Source organism: Haloactinopolyspora alba (assembly GCF_003014555.1).
Classification (GTDB): Bacteria; Actinomycetota; Actinomycetes; order Jiangellales; family Jiangellaceae; genus Haloactinopolyspora; species Haloactinopolyspora alba.
Genome location: NZ_PYGE01000002.1, coordinates 24,638 through 41,971, shown reverse-complemented (window position 1 = coordinate 41,971; position 17,334 = coordinate 24,638). Strand labels below are relative to the sequence as shown.

20 protein-coding genes are annotated in these 17,334 nt (G+C 71.9%); 11 read left to right on the top strand and 9 right to left on the bottom strand.

The window, feature by feature from the left end; translation table 11 throughout:
• Positions 1-16: 16 nt before the first annotated feature.
• Positions 17-1,798, top strand: a complete 1,782-nt coding sequence (locus tag CLV30_RS02880; RefSeq protein WP_106535695.1) for an acetolactate synthase — start codon at positions 17-19, stop codon at positions 1,796-1,798.
• On the opposite strand, the gene CLV30_RS02875 is transcribed toward CLV30_RS02880, so the two are convergent.
• On the bottom strand, positions 1,771-2,739 hold the full coding sequence (locus tag CLV30_RS02875; RefSeq protein ID WP_106535694.1) for a GlxA family transcriptional regulator: 969 nt from the start codon (positions 2,737-2,739) through the stop codon (positions 1,771-1,773). The two genes, CLV30_RS02880 and CLV30_RS02875, sit on opposite strands and share 28 nt — an antisense overlap.
• 93 nt (positions 2,740-2,832) lie before the next feature.
• Between CLV30_RS02875 and CLV30_RS02870 the strand changes: the two genes are divergently transcribed.
• Positions 2,833-3,015, top strand: coding sequence for a hypothetical protein (locus CLV30_RS02870; protein ID WP_106535693.1), 183 nt, complete (start codon positions 2,833-2,835; stop codon positions 3,013-3,015).
• 35 nt (positions 3,016-3,050) lie between these two features.
• On the opposite strand, the gene CLV30_RS02865 is transcribed toward CLV30_RS02870, so the two are convergent.
• Together CLV30_RS02865 and CLV30_RS02860 are read right to left on the bottom strand one after the other, a co-directional pair.
• Complete coding sequence (locus CLV30_RS02865; protein WP_106535692.1) at positions 3,051-3,440, bottom strand: thioesterase family protein; 390 nt, start codon at positions 3,438-3,440, stop codon at positions 3,051-3,053.
• A complete protein-coding gene (locus CLV30_RS02860; protein WP_420841953.1) occupies positions 3,437-3,685 on the bottom strand; it encodes a biotin/lipoyl-binding carrier protein in 249 nt (82 codons plus the stop codon). The genes CLV30_RS02865 and CLV30_RS02860 overlap by 4 nt, the downstream gene beginning before the upstream one ends.
• Positions 3,686-3,773: 88 nt before the next feature.
• On the opposite strand from CLV30_RS02860, the gene CLV30_RS02855 reads away from it, so the two are divergent.
• Together CLV30_RS02855 and CLV30_RS27730 are read left to right on the top strand one after the other, a co-directional pair.
• Positions 3,774-4,571, top strand: coding sequence for a DUF5317 family protein (locus CLV30_RS02855; protein WP_106535690.1), 798 nt, complete (start codon positions 3,774-3,776; stop codon positions 4,569-4,571).
• A 60-nt stretch (positions 4,572-4,631) separates the two neighbouring features.
• Positions 4,632-4,706, top strand: coding sequence for a 50S ribosomal protein bL37 (locus CLV30_RS27730; RefSeq protein WP_420841957.1), 75 nt, complete (start codon positions 4,632-4,634; stop codon positions 4,704-4,706).
• Positions 4,707-4,800: 94 nt separating this feature from the next.
• On the opposite strand, the gene rsrA is transcribed toward CLV30_RS27730, so the two are convergent.
• The 4 genes from rsrA to CLV30_RS02835 all read right to left on the bottom strand — a co-directional run bounded on the left by rsrA (position 4,801) and on the right by CLV30_RS02835 (position 7,244).
• Entirely contained in the window at positions 4,801-5,076 is a 276-nt protein-coding gene (gene rsrA / locus CLV30_RS02850; RefSeq protein ID WP_106535689.1) for a mycothiol system anti-sigma-R factor, read from the bottom strand.
• Entirely contained in the window at positions 5,073-5,672 is a 600-nt protein-coding gene (locus CLV30_RS02845; protein ID WP_106536035.1) for a sigma-70 family RNA polymerase sigma factor, read from the bottom strand. Before CLV30_RS02845 ends, rsrA begins: the two co-directional genes overlap by 4 nt.
• 199 nt (positions 5,673-5,871) lie before the next feature.
• Positions 5,872-6,528: an alpha/beta hydrolase family protein gene (locus tag CLV30_RS02840; RefSeq protein ID WP_106535688.1), complete on the bottom strand. Its 657-nt coding sequence runs from the start codon at positions 6,526-6,528 to the stop codon at positions 5,872-5,874.
• Positions 6,525-7,244, bottom strand: coding sequence for an SOS response-associated peptidase (locus CLV30_RS02835; RefSeq protein ID WP_106535687.1), 720 nt, complete (start codon positions 7,242-7,244; stop codon positions 6,525-6,527). Before CLV30_RS02835 ends, CLV30_RS02840 begins: the two co-directional genes overlap by 4 nt.
• A 69-nt stretch (positions 7,245-7,313) precedes the next feature.
• Here CLV30_RS02835 and CLV30_RS02830 point away from each other — a divergent pair, with 69 nt between their 5' ends.
• Positions 7,314-7,862: a DoxX family protein gene (locus CLV30_RS02830; RefSeq protein WP_106535686.1), complete on the top strand. Its 549-nt coding sequence runs from the start codon at positions 7,314-7,316 to the stop codon at positions 7,860-7,862.
• Here the strand turns inward: CLV30_RS02830 and CLV30_RS26865 are convergent.
• On the bottom strand, positions 7,831-8,832 hold the full coding sequence (locus CLV30_RS26865) for a TetR/AcrR family transcriptional regulator (protein ID WP_205740476.1): 1,002 nt from the start codon (positions 8,830-8,832) through the stop codon (positions 7,831-7,833). The genes CLV30_RS02830 and CLV30_RS26865 overlap by 32 nt on opposite strands.
• Before the next feature lie 67 nt (positions 8,833-8,899).
• On the opposite strand from CLV30_RS26865, the gene CLV30_RS02820 reads away from it, so the two are divergent.
• Together CLV30_RS02820 and CLV30_RS02815 are read left to right on the top strand one after the other, a co-directional pair.
• Positions 8,900-9,823 carry a DMT family transporter gene (locus CLV30_RS02820; RefSeq protein ID WP_106535685.1) on the top strand — a complete coding sequence of 308 codons (924 nt, stop codon included), beginning with the start codon at positions 8,900-8,902 and terminating at the stop codon, positions 9,821-9,823.
• Positions 9,824-9,882: 59 nt separating this feature from the next.
• Positions 9,883-10,311: a PRC-barrel domain-containing protein gene (locus CLV30_RS02815; protein ID WP_106535684.1), complete on the top strand. Its 429-nt coding sequence runs from the start codon at positions 9,883-9,885 to the stop codon at positions 10,309-10,311.
• A gap of 113 nt (positions 10,312-10,424) precedes the next feature.
• On the opposite strand, the gene CLV30_RS02810 is transcribed toward CLV30_RS02815, so the two are convergent.
• Positions 10,425-12,179: a glycerol-3-phosphate dehydrogenase/oxidase gene (locus tag CLV30_RS02810; protein ID WP_106535683.1), complete on the bottom strand. Its 1,755-nt coding sequence runs from the start codon at positions 12,177-12,179 to the stop codon at positions 10,425-10,427.
• A 223-nt stretch (positions 12,180-12,402) separates the two neighbouring features.
• On the opposite strand from CLV30_RS02810, the gene CLV30_RS02805 reads away from it, so the two are divergent.
• The 4 genes from CLV30_RS02805 (at position 12,403) to rsgA (ending at position 17,268) form a co-directional block, all read left to right on the top strand.
• Complete coding sequence (locus CLV30_RS02805; RefSeq protein ID WP_106536034.1) at positions 12,403-13,113, top strand: MIP/aquaporin family protein; 711 nt, start codon at positions 12,403-12,405, stop codon at positions 13,111-13,113.
• Between the two features lie 76 nt (positions 13,114-13,189).
• A complete protein-coding gene (gene glpK / locus CLV30_RS02800; RefSeq protein WP_106535682.1) occupies positions 13,190-14,704 on the top strand; it encodes a glycerol kinase GlpK in 1,515 nt (504 codons plus the stop codon).
• Positions 14,705-14,968: 264 nt separating this feature from the next.
• Positions 14,969-16,261: a 3-phosphoshikimate 1-carboxyvinyltransferase gene (aroA, locus tag CLV30_RS02795; protein ID WP_106535681.1), complete on the top strand. Its 1,293-nt coding sequence runs from the start codon at positions 14,969-14,971 to the stop codon at positions 16,259-16,261.
• Complete coding sequence (gene rsgA / locus CLV30_RS02790; RefSeq protein ID WP_106536033.1) at positions 16,261-17,268, top strand: ribosome small subunit-dependent GTPase A; 1,008 nt, start codon at positions 16,261-16,263, stop codon at positions 17,266-17,268. Before aroA ends, rsgA begins: the two co-directional genes overlap by 1 nt.
• Positions 17,269-17,334: the final 66 nt, after the last annotated feature.

Below are 17,334 nucleotides of genomic sequence, written 5' to 3'. Positions count from 1 at the left end.
CGCTCCCGCACCGTCGATGTGCGGTCCGCTGGTTGCCGGAGGCGCGTCCGCGGTGTCGACAGCCGCGTCTCTCACGTCACGCGCGTCGTCGCGCTATGGTGATCGCGTGAGTATTTCGCACTACAACAATCACGCCGAAGCGCCCCCGCTCACGCTGTCCGGGCACGCGGGCCGGCACGCGCTCGCGGTCGCCGAGGCGCACGGCGTCGGCACGCTGTGGACGCTGTCCGGAGCGCACGTCTTCCCGCTGTACGACGCGGCCGTGCAGTCCGAGTCCGGAACCCGCATCGTGGACGTCCGGCACGAACAGACCGCCGTCTTCGGCGCCGAGGCCACCGCGAAACTCACCCGGGACCCGGGCATGGCGGTGCTGACCGCCGGCCCGGGCGTCACCAACGGCGTCAGCGGGGTGGCACAGGCGCACTTCTCCGGTGTGCCGCTGCTGGCGCTCGGCGGCCGGGCTCCGGCCACACGATGGGGCACCGGCGCACTGCAGGAGCTGGACCACCCACCGGTGTTCGCGCCGATCACGAAGTACGCCTCGACCGCGGCCACGGCCGGCGACGTCGCCGGCACCGTCGACCACGCGCTGGCCACCGCGCGCAGCGCACACCGTGGCCCGGTCTTCGTCGACGTGCCGATGGACGAGCTGTACAGCCACGCCGACACCGAGCTGGCCGTGACCGGGCCGCAGCAGCGCCCCGAGCCCGACCCCGCCGAGCTGAGCTCCGTCGCCGGGATCCTCGCCACCGCGCAGCGCCCCGTCGTCGTCCTCGGCTCGGACGTGTGGCTGGACGGCGCCGAGCAGGCGGCGCGCCGGTTCGCCGACGAGACCGGGATCCCGGTGATCACCAACGGCATGGGCCGAGGGCTGCTGCCTTCCGGACACCGACTGTTGGTCAACCGCGCACGCTCGACGGCTTTCGGCCGGGCCGACGTGGTCCTCGTCGTCGGCACGCCGCTGGACTTCCGCCTCGGGTTCGGCACGTTCGGCGGGGGTGACGGCGCCGCGCCGGCCCGGGTCGTCCACCTCGCCGACTCCCCCGCGCAGCTGACCACCCACGTCGAGCTCGCCGCGCACGCCACCGGCGACCTGTCCGCCGTCCTCGACGGCGTCCTGGACAGCTACACGGAGGCGACCCGGCACGTCGACCACGGCGACTGGACGCGGCGGTTGCACGACCAGGTCTCCGCGGCCCTCGAACGCGACAGGGCGCTGCTCACCGCCGACGCCGACCCGATCCACCCGGCCCGGGTCTACGGCGAGCTCAACGCGCTGCTCGACGACGACGCCGTCATCATCGGCGACGGCGGTGACTTCGTCTCGTGGGCGGGCAAGTTCATCGAGCCCGGGCGTCCCGGGTGCTGGCTGGACCCGGGCCCGTACGGCTGCCTCGGAGCGGGCGTCGGCGCGGCCGCGGCGGCACGGCTGGCACGGCCGGACAGTCAGGTCGTGCTGCTCTACGGCGACGGCGCCGCCGGCATGTCGTTGATGGACGTCGACACGCTGGTCCGGCATGGCCTGCCGGTGGTGATGATCGTCGGCAACAACGGCGCATGGGGCTTGGAGAAGCATCCGATGCGGTTCCTGTACGGCTACGACGTCGCTGCCGACCTGCGGGCGCAGACGGGGTACGACGACGTCGTCCGGGCGCTCGGCGGCGCCGGCGAGACCGTGACCGCCCCCGGGCAGATCGCGCCCGCACTGCGCCGGGCGTTCGACTCCGGTGTCCCGTACCTGGTGAACGTCCAGTGCGACCCGGAGATCGCCTATCCGCGGTCGACCACCGGCATCTGAGCGCGGAACGCCGCCCGATAGGCCCGCGGCGTGGTGCCCAGCCGCCGGGCGAAATGGTGCCGCATCACCGCCGCCGTGCCGAACCCGGCTCGCGCCGCGACCGCCTCGAGCACGTCGTCACCGCGTTCGAGCATCCGCTGCGCCGCGGACAGGCGGGCCGACAGCACCCACTCGTACGGCGTGGTGCCGGTCTCGTCGCGGAACCGGCGCGCGAACGTCCGTGACGACATCGACGCGACGGCGGCCAGCCGCTCGACACCGAGGTCCTCGTCCAGATGGGCGCTCATGTACTCGAGGACGCCGGACAGCGTCGGCACGTCGCTGGCCCGGATGGGCGTGTCGATGAACTGTGCCTGGCCGCCGTCACGGTGCGGCGGGACGACCATCCGGCGCGCCACGGCCGCCGCCGAGTCGGCGCCGAACTCCTTGCGCCACAGGTGCAGGGACGCGTCGATGCCCGCGGCGGTGCCGGCGCTGGTGATGATCGGGTCGTCGTCCACGTAGAGCACGCCCGGGTCGACCTTGGCGCGCGGATACCGCAGCGCCAGCTCGTCGGAGTACATCCAGTGTGTGGTGCAGCGCCGGCCGTCCAGCAGGCCCGCCGCGCCCAGGACGAACGCGCCCGAGCAGACCGACAGCACGCGGGCGCCGCGGTCCACCGCCGCGTTCAGCGCGTCGAGCAACTCGTCCGGGAAGGTGTCGCCGCGCGGCATCGCCGGGACGCCGACCAGGTCGGCCTCGTCGAGCCGGTCCAGGCCGTGCCGGACGGAGATGTCGAAGCCGGACTTGGTCGACACGGGTCCGGGCCGCAGCCCGCACAGGTCGAAGGCGAAGTTCGGCAGCCCCTGGTCGGAACGGTCGAGCCCGAAGGCCTCGCACAGCACGCCGAGCTCGAACGCCGCCACACCGTCCAGCACCACCACCGCGACATTGCGCATCATCCGGGCAGTCTGCCAGAGCGATGGCAGAAAGTCGATGATACATGTCAGTTCTGCCAATGGTGGCAGCGACGCGATGGTTACAGACTTTCTGCCATGGCGTACCTGTTGATCCCCCTCGTCGTCATCTCGCTCGTCGCGGTGGTGACGCTGATGCGCTGGGTCGGTCACGACGGCGGGCCGCGGCCGGCGCCGCTGCCGCGACGCACCGACGAGTGGTCTCCCGATCTGCCCAGCCGGCCGTACTCCCTCACGGCGCACGACGGCCGTGACGGGTGACGTGCCCCCGGGTGTCCCGGCCGTCCCGGCCCCGGCTACGGCCGCTGGCAGCGCGCGAGAAAGCGCTCGGCGTCGACGACCGCCCGCACGATGCGCCCGGACCCGACCTGGCGGCCGTCACCGTCCTCGGCCACCACCGTGAACGTCAGCTGCCGTTCGTCGGCGGCGAGCAGTTCCGCGCGCACCGCGACCCGGCCGCCGACCGGGGTGGGAGCGACGTGATCGACCTCGACCCGGGTGCCCACGCTGGTTCGGCCCGCGGCGAGCTCGTCGGCGAGAGCCGCCACCGTTGCCGCCTCCATCCACGCCAGCAGCCGCGGCGTGCCCAGCACCGGCACCGCGCCGGACCCCAGGGCCACGGCGGTGTCGTCCTCGGACACGACGTGGGTGTGCCGCGCCCACAGCCCCGGCGCCGGGCCGCTCATCCGATGACCATCAGGACGTCGCCCTCCTGGACGACGTCGCCGGCGCCGACGCGGATCTCGGAGACCAACCCGGACACCTCGGACAACACCGGGATCTCCATCTTCATCGACTCGAGCACCAGCAGCATGGCTCCGGACTCGACGTGGTCTCCGACGGAGACCACCACGGAGTGGACATTGGCCACCATCTCGGCGGACACCAGCTCAGCCACGTGCCGTTCTCCTCTCGATGCCGACCGCAGCATTCCACCACGAACAGTCGAATCCACCTCAACCCGCCTGACCGGGCGTGCCTCCACCTGATCGCCGGCGCTCGGCGTCAAGATGATAGTCGTGGTGCTTCTGCTGCTCGCGCTCGCCGCCGGCACGGCGGTCGGGTACGCGCGACGCGGCCGGCTGCGCCGCCTCGCCTCACCGGCGCCGGAACGCAACCGGCTGATCCTCACCGCGTTGGGTATGTACGTCGTCGGCGTCATCGGCAGCTGGGCGTGGGAACCACTGCTGGCACTGCTCACCGCCGGTTGCTGGCTCGTCCTGTCGTTCTACGCGTGGCTGAACCGCCGGCGTGACGGAGCACGGCTGATCGCCGCCGGGCTGGCGGCCAACGCCCTGGTCATCCTGCTCAACGGCGCCATGCCGGTCGATCGGTCGGCACAGCTGCGCGCCGGCGCCGAGCCGGCCGAGCACTCCGCAACGGCCCGGACCACCGAGGTCGACGACGACACCCTGGCGCCGTGGCTGGGCAAAGTGGTCCCGGTCGCCTTTCCGCTGCGACCCGAGGCGGTCAGCCCGGGCGACGTCGCCGTCGCTGCCGGAGCCGCCGCCGTCGTCGGCACCGGCATGACCCGCCGGCGGCCGGGCGCCGAACGCCGCGGCGCGACCCCGGCACGCCGCACGCGGCCGCGTCCCGCAGCCGACGAGAACTCCGGCGCCGCCGACGACGAGACCGCCGGCACGCACGACACCGACGGCACGCACGACACCGACGAGACGCGGGACAGCACCCCGGCCGGCGAGCCGTCGCGCCGCGACACCGCACCACTCGACGCCGGACCGGAGTCCGCGGCCGACCGTGCGACAATGACAGCGGACGCCGAGAGCGAGCGCACGTCACCGCGCGTCACCGCCTGACCTACCCGCGCAGCGGGTCGGCGTCCGGCAGTGTCACCCCACTCGTGAAGGAGTACCGCCATGGCGAAGCGAGCACGTAAGCGCAAGGCCCGCAAGAGGCGCGGTCCCAACCACGGCAAGCGGCCCAACGCCTGACCACGGATCCACCGTCAAAACGCCCCGGCTCTCACGCAGAGGGCCGGGGCTTCGTCGTGCAGCCGATGCGCCGCGCTCGCGACGGGGCGAGCGGTCAGGGAGTCTGGCTGATCTGCACGCGCACCTGCTCGATGCGCGCGCGGATACGCGACTTCAGCTCGTCCGGGGCGTGCTCGCAACCGCACGAGCGGGCCAGCGCCTCACGGATCACGCGCTCGATGTCGTAGGTGGACATACACGGCCGGCACTGCTCGAGATGCGCCTTGATCTCGTCATAGGTCAGAGTCCGGCTGTCGAGCTCCTGATCGAGGAAGTCGTAGACACGGTCGAGCACCTCAGTGCAGTCGACGTCGTTGTCGTCGCAGCTCATCCTCCGACCTCCTGAGTGACCTTGGGCACCAGCCCACGCTCGCGTGCGTAGTCTTCGAGCAGCTCCCGAAGCTGGCGGCGCCCACGATGCAACCGCGACATCACGGTGCCGATGGGCGTGCCCATGATCTCGGCGATCTCCTTGTAAGGGAAGCCCTCGACGTCCGCGAGGTAGACCGCGATGCGGAACTCCTCCGGAATCTCCTGCAGGGCGTTCTTCACGTCGGAGTCGGGGAGGTGGCCCAGGGCCTCGGCCTCGGCGGACAGCAGGCCGGACGAGGTGTGCGCCCCCGCGCGCGCCATCTGCCAGTCCTCGATCTCTTCGGCCGCGCTCTGCTGCGGCTCGCGCTGCTTCTTGCGATAAGTGTTGATGAACGTGTTGGTCAAGATCCGGTACAGCCAGGCCTTGAGGTTCGTCCCCTCCTTGAACTGGTGGAACGATGCGTAAGCCTTGGCGAAGGTCTCTTGGACCAGGTCCTCGGCGTCGCTGGCGTTACGGGTCATCCGCAACGCCGCCGAGTAGAGCTGGTCGAGGAAGGGCAACGCATCGCGTTCGAACCGCTGCGTGCGCTGCTCGTCACTCTCCTGGTCAGCCATCACTGCCGATGATACCGGCGCGAGCGGGTTCCACGCCTCGTCACCCCGAGGCAGGACCGCGTCGGGCGCGGGCCGATCCAAGCATGTAGCGCCACTGCCACCCACGATTCGTCGAGCCTCCCAGCGGTTTCGACGTCGGTTTCACCAACGGCCGAATCGGCCGCGGCTTCCGGTGGTGTCAACCATCGACCGGCCCGACTCATTCCCACCGCATGCTCGACACGGTGGCGAGCACGAACGACCGGACGGCCTCGACCACCGCCGCCGTGGCGGCATCCCGGTCGTGCGCCTTCGGCACGGCCATCGCGTGGTCGGCATGGTCGACGGCGACCAGCCGGTACGGCCCGTCGGGGAACTCGCCGGGACGGCCGAACGTGTCCCGTTCACCCTGGACCACCAACGTCGGCACCGCGGCGGCCGCGGTGAGCAGCTCGTCCTGACGTGAACGCTCCGGCTTGCCGGGTGGATGCAGCGGGAACGACAACGCGACGACGCCCGCCGCGCCCGTGGCCTCGGCGGTGCGGCAGGCCACTCGCGCACCGGCGCTGCGCCCGCCCACCAGCATCGGCACGTCCCGCGCGACGGCGTCCAGAGCCACCAGCCACGCCTCGTCGAGAGTCGCCGGGCGCGGCGCCACCCGCTTGCCCGCGACCCGCCACGGCTGTTCCACCCGGACGACGCTCACCCCCGCCTCCGGCAGCCGCTCGGCCAGCGCGCGCAGATCGGCCGCGTCCGGGCCGCCGCCGGCGCCGTGTCCCAGCACCAGCCTCGCCCGGGCGGCGTCAGCCTCGTCCGGCTCGTCCGTCCAGAGCCGGGCGTCGCCGACAGGCGTCGGCACCGTGGTGCGCTCGGTCACAACGTCACCGGGTCGATCAGCTGGGGCCCGTTGTTGGCCACCCGGTTCACCTCCGTGGAGACCGGATAGGCGTCCAGCGTTCCGGGGGTGGCGGGCGCGAGCATCGACGTCAGCCCGTCGGTGTCTGTGCGGTCCGGGTCCAGCCACTCGGCCCAGCTCGCTCGGTCGACCAGCATGGGCATGCGCGGGTGGATCTCGCCGACGTCGTCGGTGGCGTCGGTCGTGAGGATGACCGCCGACCACAGGAACGCGTCCGGATCGTCGTCGGGCCGGCTCTGGTCCCGCCAGATCTCGTACAGGCCGGCCATGGCGAGCGTTCCCTCGGGCGGGTGGATGAAGAACGGCTGCTTCTTGCCCTTGGTCTCACCGCGCCACTCGTAGAATCCCTCGGCCGGCAGCAGGCAGCGCCGCCGGGCGAACGCGCGCCGGAACGACGGCTTCTGCGCCGCGGTCTCGACCCGCGCGTTGATCAGCTTGTTGCCGATGGTGGGGTCGTCGGCCCAGGAGGGCACGAGGCCCCAGCGCAGCGTGCGGATGCGCCGTTGCGCGCCGGCGTCCGGCTCGTCGCGGCGGTGGCGGGTCAGCACGCCGTAGACCGGCTTGCTGGGCGCGACGTTCCAGTCCGGCTCCAGTCGCTCCTTGACGTCGACGCGGTCGACGTCGAACTCGTCGGCCAGGTCGTCGACGCTCTGGCTCACCACGTACCGTCCACACATGCGTCCATCCTCGCACCGCCCACGGCACGGGAGTCCCCGGACGCCGGCCATCCGTGGTAGGTAGGAGTCATGAGCCTGGTCCGTCTGATCGCCCGACCGATGCTGGCGACGGTCTTCGTCGTTCAGGGTGCGAACAATCTGCGTAACCCGGACGCGGGAGTCCCGGGCGCCACCAAATTCGCCGAACGGTTCGGCCCCACCATCGAGCGCCGAGCGCCCTCGTTCCCCACCGACCCGAAGACGCTCGTGCGCATCAACGCGGGCGTCCAGCTCACCGCCGGGCTCGCGCTCGGCACCGGCCGGTTCCCGCGGCTGGCGGCGCTGACGCTGGCCGCGTCGCTGGTGCCCACCACCTGGGCCGGGCACGCGTTCTGGGAGATCGACGACCCGGCGCAGCGCAAGACCCAGCGCGTCCAGGCGATGAAGAACGTCGGCCTCACCGGCGGCCTGCTGCTGGCCGGCGTCGACACCGGGGGCAAGCCGGGGCTGACGTGGCGCGCACGACACGCGGCCCGCGATGCCCGCCGCGCCGGCAAGGGCGCCAAGCGCGAGGCGAAGCTCACCGCGCGCAAGGCGCGCAACGAGATCACCTCAATGCCGCACCGCGGGAAGTCGTGACCGAAGCCGGCGGCTGCGGGTCGTCGCACAGGAACGGTCCGCGTCGTCCGCCGGCGTGGTACTCGTACCGGTGCCCGGCATGCTCCAGAACGATCCGGTGCCCGTCGACCAGCATCTGCTGGTAGGCCATCCCCGGCTTCGGACAGCCCAGGCTCGAATCACGCCAGGTCACCTCCTGCACGGCCGCGACGGTGATCGCCGCGGCGTCGACCCCCAAGCGCCCGGCCAGGTCGGCCACGGCGGCGTGGGTGGGATCGGCCGGCGTGGGGCGACCAGCGCCATCGGCGGGCTCGGCATCCGCGGGCTCGGCATCGGCGGCCGCCCGCGGCGCCGTCGTCACCTCGTGCCCGTGCGCTGCGGATTCGTGCGCTGCAGGTTCGTCACCGAAGGCGAGGTCCAGGGCCTCCGCGGCGGCCGCACGCGCATGACCGATGGCGTCGGCGACCTCGCCCGCCGTCATCAGGATCAGCGCGCCCTCGTGCAGCAGCGTCATCCGAAGCCCCAGCTCGGCGGCGCGGTCGGCGTCGAGACCGGCCTCCTCGAGCAGCCGGACGTACAACGACCGCGTCCACGACTTCTCCGCGCGCACGACCGCCAGCCCAGGGTGGTCGGTGCCGCCGATCTCGGCGTAGGCGTTGACGAAGGCGCAGCCGCGGGTGGCGTCGACGTTCCAGGCGCTTAACGCGTCGAGCACCGCCAGGACCCGGTACCGGCCCGGCTCCGGAGCGTGCCGCTCGAGGTGCTCGTGGACGAACGCCCTCCAGCGTTCGGCCCGTCGCTGCAGGTAGAGCGCCACGAGGGCGTCCTTGGACCCGAAACGGTCGTAGAGCGTCTTCTTGGTGGTCCCCGCGACCTCCGAGATCATCTCGACCCCGACCGCCCGGATCCCCTGTGCGTAGAACAGCTCACCGGCGGCGGCCAGGATCCGTTCCCCGGCGGGCGTGAGCCCGGTCGTTGCGGTGCGTGGCATGTGAGTCCTCTCACCGAGCGTGTACACGACACTGACAGTATACCGACCGGTATGGTTACATGCCATCATGACCGCCCCGACTCTCTCCCCCGCGACCGTCCGGACCAGCACCGGAACGGACGTCGCCGCCGCGGCCGCCCTGGTCGTGTTCTGGAGCTCCGGATTCATCGGCGCACGGCTCGGCACCGAGCACGCACCCGCGGACACCCTGCTCACCTGGCGCTACCTGCTGGCCGCGCTGATCGTCGTGCCGCTGGCGGCACACCGGCTGCCGCGGCTGGGGCGGCGGAGCCTGACCCAGCACGCGATCGTCGGCGTGCTGTCGCAAGCCATGTACCTGGGCGGAGTCGTGACCGGTGTCGGCGCCGGGGTACCGGCCGGTACCGCCGCGCTGATCGCGGCGTTGCAACCGCTGGTGGTCGCCAACGCCGCGCGCCGCTGGCTGGGCGAGCCGGTGACCGCGCGGCGGCGGCTCGGGCTGTGGCTGGGGTTCACGGGCGTCGGCCTCGTCGTCGCCGACGACCTGACCGCGACGGACGTCGACGCCTGGGCGTACCTGCTGCCGCTGGGCGGGATGCTGGCCCTGTCCGCGGGCACGGTGCTACAGCAACGCTGGCAGCCGGCCGGCGGACTCGTCGAGTCGATGACCGTGCACACGATCGCCTCCGCGCTGCTCATCGGCACCGAGGCGGCGGCGTTCGGCCGGCTGGACGTCCCCGCGGCGGCCGGATTCTGGTGGGCCGTGGTCTGGGTCCTCGTGCTGTCGACAGCCGGCGGGTACGGGGCCTACCTGCTCGTCCTCCGCCGGAACGGGGCCACCCGCGTCAGCGCGCTGCTCTACCTGACGCCCCCGACGACGCTGATCTGGAGCTGGGCGATGTTCGACGACGGCATCGGCGTGCGCAGCCTGGCCGGTCTGGTGGTCTGCGCCGTCGCCGTCTGGCTGGTCCTGGCGACGCGACATGGTGTGGGCCCGTCCGGTGCCGGGTAGTCGCATCGTGAGGCGGACGTCCATCGACGAACGCCAGGTTCGCGAAGGAGGTGCACGCCATGACTCAGGAACGCAGCACACCCCTCGTCCGGCTGGCGGACACCCACCTCACGCTCGCCAGCGATCTCGACGACATCCGGGGGCGCGACGTCGTCGACCGCAACGGCGACGAGGTCGGCGAGGTCGAGGACCTCGTCATCGACCCGGGCGAACGCCGCGTGCGGATGCTCGAGGTCGGTTCCGGCGGTTTCCTCGGCATCGGCGAGAAGAAGCAGCTCATCCCCGTCGACGCTGTGACGGGCGTGAACGACGTGGTGCACATCGAGACCGCCCGCGAGCACGTCGCCAGCGGGCCGGAGTACGACCCGGACATCGTGCAGGAGCCGGAGTACGCCGCCAGCGTGTACGACCACTACGGCTATCCGCCGTTCTGGTCCCCCGGCTACATCTACCCCGGATTCCCGTTCTACGGCGCCGGCCCTCGCTGACGCCGCGGCGTGGTCGCCGGGCCTCGCACATCACGAGGCCTGTGCACGCGTCACCAGGCCTGTACGGGTGGTGACGCAGGGCATTCCATGGTGAACGTGGTCATTCCGGTGGGTCAGCTGACGGGTTCGGCGACCAAGGGGCGGGCCTCCGGAGCCGCCGAACGGATCTGGTCGGCGGCCTGGTCGTCCGGCTTCGTCTGCGAGTCGCGCTCGGCCTCCACCCGCTCGGCGTAGATCTCAACCTCGCGCGCGACCGTCTCCTCGTCCCAGCCCAGCGTCTCGGCCATCAGCCGGGCCACCGGCCGGGCGGCGTCGAGCCCGCGGTGCGGGTACTCGATAGAGATACGCGTGCGCCTGGTCAGCAGATCGCTGAGGTGCAGGGCACCCTCGTGCGTGACCCCGTAGACCACCTCCACCTTCAGGTAGTCCGCCGCGCCCGGAATCGGCTCGAGCAGCTCGGGCCGGTCGGCCGCCGGCGCCAGAACCTCGTGCACCATCGAGCCGTACCGGTCCAGCAGATGACGCACACGGTGCGGATGCAGGCCGTGCAGGTCCGCCAGCCGGTCGGCCTGGTTGACCAGCGCGTGGTAGCCGTCGGCGCCCAGCAGCGGCACCCGGTCGGTGATCGACGGCGCGGTCCGCCCGCGCAGGTCCTGCGCCGCAGCGTCGATGGCATCGGCGGCCATCACCCGGTACGTCGTGTACTTGCCACCGGCGATGGCGACCATGCCGGGGGCCGGCCGCGCCACCGCGTGCTCGCGCGAGAGCTTCGAGCTCTCCTCGCTCTCGCCGGCCAGCAGCGGCCGCAGTCCCGCGTACACGCCCTCGATGTCGTCGTGCGTCAGCGGCGTCATGAGCACCGTGTTGACGTGGTCGAGGACGTAGTCGATGTCCTTGCGGGTGGCCGCCGGATGCGCCAGGTCGAGGTTCCAGTCGGTGTCGGTGGTGCCGATGATCCAGTGGTTGCGCCAGGGAATCACGAACAGCACCGACTTCTCGGTGCGCAGGATCAGCCCGGTCTCAGCCGCGATGCGGTCGCGCGGCACGACGACGTGCACGCCCTTGCTGGCGCGTACCCGGAACCGGCCGCGGGTGCCGGCCAGGCGCTGCATCTCGTCGGTCCACACGCCCGTGCAGTTGACCACCACGTCGCAGGTGACCTGCTGTTCCTCGCCGCTCTCGACGTCGCGCACCCGGACCCCGCTGATCCGGTCGGCCTCGCGCAGGAACCCCACGACCTGGCTCGACGTGCGAACGACCGCGCCGTAGTGCGCGGCGGTGCGGGCGACGGTCATGGTGTGCCGGGCGTCGTCGGACATCGCGTCGAAGTAGCGGACGCCGCCCACCAGCGCGTCGTGGCGCATCGCCGGGAACAGCCGCAGCGCGCCCGAGCGGGTGAAGTGCTTCTGCCCGGGCACCGACCGCGAGCCGCCCATCGTGTCGTACATCAGCAGGCCGGCCGCGGTGTACGGGCGCTCCCACAGCCGGTGCGTCAGCGGGTACAGGAAGCTGACCGGCTTCACCAGGTGCGGCGCGAGACGGGTCAGCATCAGCTCGCGCTCGTGCAGCGCCTCGCGCACCAGCCCGAACTCGAACTGCTCGAGGTAGCGCAGCCCGCCGTGAAAGAGCTTGCTCGAGCGGCTGGACGTGCCGGCCGCGAAGTCGCGCGCCTCCACCATGGCCACTCGCAGCCCCCGCGTCACCGCGTCCAGGGCGGCACCGGCGCCCACGACTCCGCCGCCGATGACGACGACGTCGAAGTGCTCGCCGCCGAGGCGGTCCCAGGTGTCGCGCCGTGCTTCGGGGCCGAGACGGCTGTTCGCACCACCGGGCCCGAAACGGACGTTCTCACCGGTCACGTCGATCATGCCTCCTCGCAGCGTCCAGTGCGTCGCGCGGCTCGGAGCCGACGGAAGCCGGACCCGATCGTGGCGCCCGACGCACGGCCTCACGCTACCGGTTACCCGCCCCGGAACGTAGACAGTTGGCCTACGCATCAGTAGTTTCGACGTGACCCTTGGCAACGGCGCCGAGGCTCCGCGGGCGGCCCCGGAGCGTGGCGACGTGCCACCGACGGAAGCGGAGGCCCAGATGGACCTGAGTTTCGGCGAGATCATCCTGTCCGAGATCTTCGGCACCGGCATGCTCACTCTCCTCGGCTGCGGCGTCGTCGCGAATGTGCTGCTGGCCAAGACCAAAGGCATCAACGGTGGCTGGCTACTGATCAACTTCGGCTGGGGGCTCGGCGTGTTCGCCGGTGTCTACGCCGCTGTCGAGACCGGGGGCCACATCAACCCCGCGGTGACATTCGGCCTCGCCTTCGAGGGCACCACCGACTGGGCGGACGTGCCCGCCTACCTGATCGGCGAGATGATCGGCGCCTTCCTCGGTGCCGTTCTGGTGTTCCTGGCGTACAAGAAGCATTTCGACTCCGAGGAGGACGCCGGCAAGAAGCTCGCCGTCTTCTCCACCGGCCCGGAGATCCGTGGCCACGGCTGGAACCTGGTCACCGAGATCATCGCGACGTTCGTGCTGGTGTTCATCGTGGTCTCGTTCGGCGAAACCCCCAGCGGGCTCGGGCCGCTGGCCGTCGCCCTGCTCGTTCTCGGCATCGGCGCCTCGCTGGGCGGGCCCACCGGCTACGCCATCAACCCGGCCCGCGACCTCGGGCCGCGGATCGCGCACGCCGTGCTGCCCATCCTGCGCAAGGGCTCCAGCGACTGGAACTACTCGTGGGTCCCGGTCGTCGGGCCGATCATCGGCGGCATCATCGGCGGCCTGACCGGCGGTGCGATGTACTGACGCCGCCGCCGACCCGTCCCGCCACGTCCACACGTCCGGCAGCCCGCACGCTCGGCACGAACGATGAGGAGCACGCATGAACAACTACGTCGCCGCCATCGACCAGGGCACCACCTCCACCCGCTGCATGATCTTCGACCGCACGGGTTCGGTGGTCTCGGTCGACCAGCGCGAGCACGAGCAGATCTTCCCCAGGGCCGGCTGGGTCGAGCACGACCCCGAGGAGGTCTGGCGCAACACCCGCGAGGTCTGCGCCGGCGCCCTGGCCAAGGGCGACCTCGTCGACAGCGACATCGTCGCCGTCGGCATCACCAACCAGCGCGAGACCACGGTCGTCTGGGATCGCAACACCGGCAAACCCGTCTACAACGCCATCGTGTGGCAGGACACCCGCACCGACCGCATCGCCACCGAGCTCGGCGCGCTGGGCGGCGGCCAGGAGCGCTACCGCGCCGTCACCGGCCTGCCGCTGGCGACGTACTTCTCCGGGCCGAAGGTGAAGTGGATCCTCGACAACGTCGACGGCGCCCGGGCCAAGGCCGAGGCCGGCGATCTGCTGTTCGGGAACATGGACACGTGGGTGCTCTGGAACGCCACCGGCGGGACCGACGGCGGCCTGCACGTCACCGACCCCACGAACGCGTCGCGCACACTGCTGATGGACCTCGACACGCTGACGTGGAACGAGCAGAACGCCGCCGACATGGGCATCCCGATGTCGATGCTTCCCGAGATCCGCTCGTCGTCGGAGGTCTACGGCTACATCCGCCAGCGCGGCGCGTTCGCCGGGCTGCCGCTGGCCGGCATCCTCGGCGACCAGCAGGCCGCCACGTTCGGGCAGGCCTGCCTGACCCCCGGTGAGGCGAAGAACACCTACGGCACCGGCAACTTCGTGCTGCTGAACACCGGCACCGAGAAGGTGATGAGCGAGAACGGCCTGCTCACCACGGTCTGCTACAAGATCGGGAACAACGAAACCGTCTACGCGCTCGAGGGCTCCATCGCCGTCACCGGGGCGCTGGTGCAGTGGCTGCGGGACAACCTCGGCATGATCAGCTCCGCTCCCGAGATCGAGCGGCTCGCCGCGGCGGTCGACGACAACGGCGGCGCGTACTTCGTGCCGGCCTTCTCGGGCCTGTTCGCCCCGTACTGGCGTTCCGACGCGCGCGGAGCCATCGTCGGGCTGACCCGGTTCGTCGACAAGGGCCACCTCGCCCGTGCCGTGCTCGAGGCGACGGCGTACCAGTCGCGTGAGGTCATCGACGCGATGAACGCCGACTCTGGGGTCGCGCTCAAGTCGCTGAAGGTCGACGGCGGCATGGTCGGCAACGAGCTGCTGATGCAGTTCCAGGCGGACATCCTCGGCGTCCCGGTCATCCGCCCGGTGGTCGCCGAGACCACCGCGCTGGGCGCCGCCTACGCGGCCGGGCTGGCCGTCGGCTTCTGGAAGAGCGAGGACGACATCCGCAACAACTGGGCCCAGGACAAGCAGTGGGAACCCAGGATGGACGAGGCGGTCCGCGAGAAGCAGTACCGCACCTGGAAGAAGGCGGTCACGAAGACCTTCGACTGGGTGGAGGACGAGTCCTGACCGTCCGGGCGGGCACGCGTGTCACCTGATCATCCCTGCGACGATCAGGTGACACTTCTCCGTCCGGAGCGGCTCCGTCGTCACCTGATCATCATCGGTCCAGCATCCGGACATGATCAGGTGACGACGTCCCGCTCCGGACCCGTCACGTCAGTCACCCGGTTCGGCCGGTTGCGAGGATCAGGTGCCGGAACGACGATCAGGTGACTCATCGGCGGAGCCGGCGCGGCCCGTTAAGCTGGGCACACGATGTCCAAAACCTCGATGACCGAAACCGCCCCCGGCCTCTGGGCCGCGCCGCACGCCTCCGGGCCGATCACGGCCACCGTCACCGTCCCGGGGTCGAAGTCCCTGACCAACCGTGCCCTGGTCCTCGCGGCGCTCGCGTCGGGCCGGTCGCGGATCGGCCATCCGCTCGTGGCGCGCGACACCGCGCTGATGCGCCGGGCGCTGACTGGTCTCGGCGCGCGTATCGACGACGACGAGCACGGCTGGGTGGTCACCCCGGGCCCGGTGCGCGGCGACGCCGACGTCGACTGCGGCCTGGCCGGCACGGTGATGCGCTTCGTCCCGCCGCTGGCGGCGCTCGCCGACGGCGAGGTCCGTTTCGACGGTGACGCGCATGCCCGTGAGCGCCCCATGGGCACCGTCATCGGGGCGCTGCGCGGCCTCGGCGCCGCTGTCGACGACGGCGGCCGGGGCGCGTTGCCGTTCGCGGTGTCCGGTACCGGCGCCGTGCCCGGCGGCGACGTCACCATCGACGCCTCGGCGTCGTCACAGTTCGTCAGCGGGCTGCTGCTGTCCGGCGCCCGCTACGACGACGGCGTCACGGTGCACCACGACGGCAAGCCGGTGCCCTCGCTCCCGCACATCGACATGACCGTCGGCATGCTCCGTGACTGCGCGGTGGAGGTCGACGACGAGACCGCGAACACGTGGCGGGTGCGGCCCGGTCCCGTCGCGGCGCTCGACCTCGACGTCGAGCCGGATCTTTCCAACGCGGCGCCGTTCCTGGCCGCGGCGCTGATCACCGGCGGCCGGGTGCATGTTCCCCGGTGGCCGGCGGTCACCACCCAGCCGGGCGACACCCTGCGCGACCTGCTCTCCCGGATGGGCGCCGACTGCGAGCTCGACGCCGCGGGGCTGACGGTGCGCGGCGACGGCAGGGTCCGGGGCATCGACGCCGACCTGCACGACGTCGGAGAACTGACGCCGGTGCTGGCCGCGCTCGCCGCCGTCGCCGACGGGCCGTCGCACCTGCGTGGCATCGCACACCTGCGCGGACACGAAACCGATCGGCTGGCCGCGCTGACCGCGGAGATCAACGGTCTCGGCGGCGACGTCGCCGAGACCGACGACGGCCTCACCGTCCGCCCGGCGCCGCTGCACGGCGGCGTCTTCCACTCCTACGCCGACCACCGGATGGCCCAGGCCGGCGCGGTCCTCGGCCTGGTGGTGCCGGGGGTCGAGGTCGAGGACATCGCGACGACGTCGAAGACCCTTCCGGACTTCCCCGGCCTGTGGACCCGGATCGTCGAGGCGGAGCGCACGGCGTGATGGCTCGGCGGGCCTCCGCGTCGTACGACGAGCGCGACGTCAAGGTCCGCCCCGGCCGCGGCTCGCGGCCGCGCAGCAAGCTGCGTCCCGCTCACTCCGACGCCGCGCTCGGCATGGTGATCGCGGTCGACCGCGGCCGCTACACCTGCGCGCTCGCCGACCACGTCGTCACCGCGATGACCGCCCGTGAGCTGGGCCGCAAGGCCGTCGTCGTCGGCGACCGGGTCCGCCTCGTCGGCGACGTGTCCGGGCAGGAAGGCAGTCTGGCCCGCATCGTGCGGGTGGAGCCCCGGTCCACGGTGCTGCGCCGTACCGCCGACGACGTCGACGCGGTCGAGCGCGTCATCGTCGCGAACGCCGACCAGATGGTCATCGTCACCTCGGTGGCCGAGCCCGAACCGCGTCCCCGGCTCGTCGACCGCTGCCTGGTCGCCGCGTACGACGCCGACGTCGAGCCGCTGCTGTGCGTCACCAAGGCCGACCTCGCCGACCCGGGGCCGCTGCTCGACACGTATGCCCCGTTGCACGTCCCCACGGTGGTCACCAACCGCGACGGCGATCAGCTCGCCGGTCTCGACGCACTGCGCCGGCGTCTGCACGAGCGCACCACGGTCCTGGTGGGCCACTCCGGCGTGGGCAAGTCCACCCTGGTCAACGCGCTGGTCCCGGACGCGGACCGCGCCATCGGCGAGGTGAACACGGTCACCGGCCGTGGCCGGCACACCTCCACGAACGCCGTCGCGGTCGCGCTGTCCGAGCAGGGCTGGGTCATCGACACGCCGGGCATCCGCTCGTTCGGGCTCGCGCACGTCGACCCGGCCCGGTTGATCGTCGCCTTCCCCGACCTCGCCGCCGAGACCGCCGACTGCCCGCGCGGATGTGCCCACGGCTCGTCGGAGCCGGAGTGCGCGCTGGACACGGCCCTCGACGCGGGCCGCCTCGAGCCGGGTCGCGTCACGTCGTTCCGCCGGCTCCTGGCCAGCCGCGAGCGCCGGACCGGCGACTGACGGGCGGCTCACGGCGCAGCGCGGGCCACGCCCGGCGAGCCGTGTCCCGGCCGTCGGCGCGGCGTG

What these genes read in the sequence shown, in the direction of transcription:
- CLV30_RS02880 (WP_106535695.1), top strand. Translation starts at nt 17, where the DNA reads ATGTGCGGTCCGCTGGTTGCCGGAGGCGCGTCCGCGGTGTCGACAGCC.
- CLV30_RS02875 (WP_106535694.1), bottom strand. Translation starts at nt 2,739, where the DNA reads ATGATGCGCAATGTCGCGGTGGTGGTGCTGGACGGTGTGGCGGCGTTC.
- CLV30_RS02870 (WP_106535693.1), top strand. Translation starts at nt 2,833, where the DNA reads ATGGCGTACCTGTTGATCCCCCTCGTCGTCATCTCGCTCGTCGCGGTG.
- CLV30_RS02865 (WP_106535692.1), bottom strand. Translation starts at nt 3,440, where the DNA reads ATGAGCGGCCCGGCGCCGGGGCTGTGGGCGCGGCACACCCACGTCGTG.
- CLV30_RS02860 (WP_420841953.1), bottom strand. Translation starts at nt 3,685, where the DNA reads ATGCTGCGGTCGGCATCGAGAGGAGAACGGCACGTGGCTGAGCTGGTG.
- rsrA (WP_106535689.1), bottom strand. Translation starts at nt 5,076, where the DNA reads ATGAGCTGCGACGACAACGACGTCGACTGCACTGAGGTGCTCGACCGT.
- CLV30_RS02845 (WP_106536035.1), bottom strand. Translation starts at nt 5,672, where the DNA reads ATGGCTGACCAGGAGAGTGACGAGCAGCGCACGCAGCGGTTCGAACGC.
- CLV30_RS02835 (WP_106535687.1), bottom strand. Translation starts at nt 7,244, where the DNA reads ATGTGTGGACGGTACGTGGTGAGCCAGAGCGTCGACGACCTGGCCGAC.
- CLV30_RS02830 (WP_106535686.1), top strand. Translation starts at nt 7,314, where the DNA reads ATGAGCCTGGTCCGTCTGATCGCCCGACCGATGCTGGCGACGGTCTTC.
- CLV30_RS26865 (WP_205740476.1), bottom strand. Translation starts at nt 8,832, where the DNA reads ATGCCACGCACCGCAACGACCGGGCTCACGCCCGCCGGGGAACGGATC.
- CLV30_RS02820 (WP_106535685.1), top strand. Translation starts at nt 8,900, where the DNA reads ATGACCGCCCCGACTCTCTCCCCCGCGACCGTCCGGACCAGCACCGGA.
- CLV30_RS02815 (WP_106535684.1), top strand. Translation starts at nt 9,883, where the DNA reads ATGACTCAGGAACGCAGCACACCCCTCGTCCGGCTGGCGGACACCCAC.
- CLV30_RS02810 (WP_106535683.1), bottom strand. Translation starts at nt 12,179, where the DNA reads ATGATCGACGTGACCGGTGAGAACGTCCGTTTCGGGCCCGGTGGTGCG.
- CLV30_RS02805 (WP_106536034.1), top strand. Translation starts at nt 12,403, where the DNA reads ATGGACCTGAGTTTCGGCGAGATCATCCTGTCCGAGATCTTCGGCACC.
- glpK (WP_106535682.1), top strand. Translation starts at nt 13,190, where the DNA reads ATGAACAACTACGTCGCCGCCATCGACCAGGGCACCACCTCCACCCGC.
- aroA (WP_106535681.1), top strand. Translation starts at nt 14,969, where the DNA reads ATGACCGAAACCGCCCCCGGCCTCTGGGCCGCGCCGCACGCCTCCGGG.
- rsgA (WP_106536033.1), top strand. Translation starts at nt 16,261, where the DNA reads ATGGCTCGGCGGGCCTCCGCGTCGTACGACGAGCGCGACGTCAAGGTC.